Source organism: Deinococcota bacterium, from assembly GCA_030858465.1.
Lineage (GTDB): Bacteria > Deinococcota > Deinococci > Deinococcales > Trueperaceae > JALZLY01.
This window is the reverse complement of sequence record JALZLY010000099.1, coordinates 1-3471: the sequence shown is the minus strand read 5'-3', so window position 1 is coordinate 3471 and position 3471 is coordinate 1. Positions and strand designations below refer to the sequence as shown.

Sequence of the window (3471 nt, the reverse complement as noted above, 5' to 3'; positions counted from 1 at the left end):
GTTCATCAACCATCTGGCGCGGCTCTGCTCGTCTAGTTGGGATGAAACCGCCGGGCGGTGGCGGCCGAACGAATTTGAGCTGCAAACGGCGATTGCCATCGTTCAGGGCATGAAGCCGAAGAATGAGCCCCAGGCGGCCCTGGCGGCGCAGGCGGTGGCGGTCCACTTCGCCACGATGAAGGTCGGGGCGCGGGTGGCAGGGATGAGCTATCCTGATCCGCGCACCATCGCCGCGCTCGCCGCGCTGGGCAAGGTCTACGCCGGCCAGCTTGAGACTATGCAGAAGCTGAAGGGCAAAAAGACGACGCGGCAGAGGATCACGGTTTAATATGAGCGGCACAATCACCAGCACGTCCATATCGAGAGCGGGGGAGGGTCCGATTCTGGAGGCCAAGCCCATGAGCCTTGGGGCGCCGCGGAAAGCGGGGTTGGACTGCAAACTGTCGAGCATGAGAGCCGCGCCTCGCTGCCTGGCCCGCACTCGTCGAGGGTCGTTGTGCCAATGCCCAGCCAGAAGGGGCAAGGCTCGCTGCCACAAGCACGGGGGAGCAAGCGGGTCGGGGGCGCCGACGGGTGAGGCGAACGGGTCGTGGAAGCATGGCGGCTGGAGCGTGGAAGCTGTCGAGCTCCGGCGTGACGTGTCGCGGCTCCTGAGGGCGATAAGGGAGGGACGCGGCACCGCCCGCCGAGACTGACCCGCCCCCGTGGGTGGGGAACAACTCTGCGGCCCAACCATCTTAGGCCATCACATAGGCCCGCTCCTGCCCATCACGCAGGGGGCCGTCAAAAAGGGGCTCCCGATGGTTCGGACCGAAACAAACCTCAACAGCATCCAGGCAGGCGCGGGAGACCCTTTGCCCCTCATCCTGATTGTCTGCATCATCATCGCGCTGATCGCCGCCTTGTTTGGCTTCCTGTGGCTCCGACACCAACGTGCGAACAAAAGGCATGGCCACCTGGACGCCGACATCGCGCTTCCGGAAACCTTGGCAGAAGCAGAGGAGAAGGCAGGTCAATCGAAAGCACCGCATCCCAGAGACTGACGGTGGCGGCGTGAGCGCCGGCTCGCTCGGCAAGTGCGGCACGCCAAGCCGGCGATGTGGAGGGTAGTGCGATCTTGATCCTCTGGTGAAGAAACGCCGCCAGCGGTGAGGCCGGCGGCGCAGGAAGGCGGGAAACTTAGGCGCGCGGGCTTCGGGGCAACCCTCGCTTTCTCCTCAGGAGGCTACGCTTCGTCGGTGTGGCCGGCTCCTGATAAAGCACCCACTCCTGCGCGCCGATACCAGTCGAGCGGAGGCGCGGGAGCTTGAAGCACCGCTCCTTGTGGAGCCGCGTCAGCTGCTCGCGGTAAGCGTCTCGATCGGCAATCGCCCGCATGTCGGGGCCTAGCCCGTCATCCTCGCCCTTCTCCTCGGCACCTACGTCTTCCTCGGGTTCGTCGTCCTCATACCAAGGGCCATCCGGCGCTGGCGCGCGGCCGCACCACTGCCCGCTGGCGTCCACGAGATGGTTGCCGCTCTCGCTGTCCTCAACGTCGGGGTCGCCGTCGATCTGGTCCAAGCGCTCGATCAGGTGCTCGGTGAGCCTGGAAAGGACGGGGCGCGGGAGCGAGGGAATGGCACTCAGCAACTGGTCGAGGGGAATGGAAGGGGCCGAAGCCCCTCCCTGAATTTGACGGGATGCCATGGCTCACGCCTCCCCGGCCAAGAGTCGCCGTGCGTCGGTGAGCGTGGCTTCCGCGTGCTCATCGTCCAGCGATATCGTGGAAATCTCCATCTTAACGAGCAGGGCAGCGGTGGTGGGGGCGGCAACCTTCATCAACGCGTCCCGCGCTACATCAAAGGCTGGATTGGTCTTCTTCGCCTCGGCCCAGGTCTCTTGCACCCGGAAGCGTCGGCGGGCCGCGTCCCACGCTTGCTGATAAGCCGCCATCTCGTCGGCGGCTGCGGCAATGGCGGGCTCGCTCAGCCCCTTCCAGCGCAGCGCCTTCTCGATTTGCTTCCTATCCATGCCCATGAATAGACCGTGCCGGTCGATCAGGTGGCCCGGCCGTTCCGGGATGTGGTCGGACGCTGCTTCCTCCGCCTCGTCGTGGCGGGCGTAGGCGGCGGCATGGATCGCTTCCACTCGCCGGAACTCTTCAAGGGCGCGGTCCCATGCTGACGTGTCGGGCCGCAGGTTTGCGGCAAGGCCGGTGCTGGCGGCTGCTGTGCCGAATGTCCCCAGGAACATGGGGGTGCCGGCGAGTGCCGCTATGACGGCGCGGCGTGAGGGTGCTATGTTGGTCTGAGCCATTGATCGTCTCCACAACAGACGGTTGACGGTTAGAGCCGGGGTGGAAGCTGGAACTTCCCCTCGGCTCGAAACCGTGTTATCAGGCTTTTTATGGCCAGTCAAGAAACCGTGATAACAAAGAAACGAGGTCCCAAGCCTACCGGCAAGGGCACTCTGGTTGGAGTGCGTCTTCTGCCGGACTTGTTAGAACCGCTTGACGCCTGGATTGCCGAGCAGGCTGAGCCGAAGCCAACGCGGCCTGAGGCGATCCGATCAATTCTGCGAAGACATCTTAGAAGGTGAAACGCTCCCTCGCGGCAGTCGTATTTCTCCTCGCGGCGTGCGGAGATAGAGATCGGTTGAGCATCCCGGATCCAGGGTCACTCGCGCCGCATGATCGCGAGGCCGCTCGCTCGGCCGCTCTAGCTTTCTTCCCCCAAGGAACGGTGCTTACAGTTTGCGGGCCGTCAGTCGGGGCATCCTACACCCTAGAGCCTGCAAGCGGATGGGCCCGGGACGGAATGGCCGCCGGCGCATTTGTCCTCTTGCGGCTCGGAGACGGTGAATTTCAGATCGTGAGCCGAGACGCTGGTGGCAGTTACGAACCGGTGGGAGCCGGCGCGTCCGTAGTGCCTGTTTTAGTGACTGCTGAGCGGCTCTCCTTCGTGGTGGCTTGGCCTTCAACAGGTGTTATCCAAAGCTAGGCCTTCGTTCTAGAAGCTGCTGGCGAGGGCGCGTTGATGTGGACGCAGGCGAAGCCGACATCAAGCTTGACCACCCGTGCTACGGCGTTCTTGTCTCGATGCACCTAGCAGCCAGTCACGAGCCGAGATGCGTGTGAACATGGCCTCGTGTCGCGCCGCTTGCTCGACCCGCGAAACTCGACGCTTGGCTGGTTTGAACGGTGTGAAGTTGAGCAAGCGCAACAGCCTCGCGCTCCTCGCGCTGGGGTCGCTCGCCGCCTGCGTCCCTGCGCCGGCATCTCAGCAACAGGTCAGCCGCGGCGAGCCCTTCACCTGCACGCCCACCCGCGTTTGGGACGGCGATGGTCCGATTTGGTGCGCAGAAGGGCCTCGCATCCGCCTCGCCGGCATTGCAGCTCGGGAGATGGACGGCTCCTGCAGTCCCGGCCACCCCTGCCCCGCTGCCGATCCGATCGCCTCACGGGATCATCTGGCGAGCTTGGTCGGGCGCGTC

The 3471-nt window shown here is 64.6% G+C and carries 6 protein-coding genes; 4 read left to right on the top strand and 2 right to left on the bottom strand.

All coding sequences use genetic code 11. From position 1 onward, the window contains the following. From M3498_04700 to M3498_04690, 3 genes are all read left to right on the top strand, one after another. On the top strand, positions 1-328 hold a 328-nt coding region (locus M3498_04700), incomplete at its 5' end, for a hypothetical protein (GenBank protein ID MDQ3458596.1). 121 nt (positions 329-449) lie between these two features. Beyond that, the gene (locus M3498_04695; protein ID MDQ3458595.1) at positions 450-695 is read left to right on the top strand and encodes a hypothetical protein; all 246 of its coding nucleotides are present in this window, start codon (positions 450-452) and stop codon (positions 693-695) included. A gap of 105 nt (positions 696-800) precedes the next feature. Beyond that, positions 801-1043 (top strand): hypothetical protein, encoded by a 243-nt coding sequence (locus M3498_04690; protein ID MDQ3458594.1) that lies wholly within the window; start codon positions 801-803, stop codon positions 1041-1043. 136 nt (positions 1044-1179) lie between these two features. Here M3498_04690 and M3498_04685 read toward each other — a convergent pair whose 3' ends face one another. Further along, entirely contained in the window at positions 1180-1686 is a 507-nt protein-coding gene (locus tag M3498_04685; GenBank protein MDQ3458593.1) for a hypothetical protein, read from the bottom strand. 3 nt (positions 1687-1689) lie between these two features. Beyond that, positions 1690-2295 carry a hypothetical protein gene (locus M3498_04680; GenBank protein MDQ3458592.1) on the bottom strand — a complete coding sequence of 202 codons (606 nt, stop codon included), beginning with the start codon at positions 2293-2295 and terminating at the stop codon, positions 1690-1692. Positions 2296-3219: 924 nt separating this feature from the next. On the opposite strand from M3498_04680, the gene M3498_04675 reads away from it, so the two are divergent. Then, positions 3220-3471: hypothetical protein (locus M3498_04675; GenBank protein ID MDQ3458591.1), on the top strand; the 252-nt coding region annotated here is incomplete at its 3' end.

What these genes read in the sequence shown, in the direction of transcription:
- M3498_04695 (MDQ3458595.1), top strand. Translation starts at nt 450, where the DNA reads ATGAGAGCCGCGCCTCGCTGCCTGGCCCGCACTCGTCGAGGGTCGTTG.
- M3498_04680 (MDQ3458592.1), bottom strand. Translation starts at nt 2,295, where the DNA reads ATGGCTCAGACCAACATAGCACCCTCACGCCGCGCCGTCATAGCGGCA.
- M3498_04685 (MDQ3458593.1), bottom strand. Translation starts at nt 1,686, where the DNA reads ATGGCATCCCGTCAAATTCAGGGAGGGGCTTCGGCCCCTTCCATTCCC.
- M3498_04690 (MDQ3458594.1), top strand. Translation starts at nt 801, where the DNA reads ATGGTTCGGACCGAAACAAACCTCAACAGCATCCAGGCAGGCGCGGGA.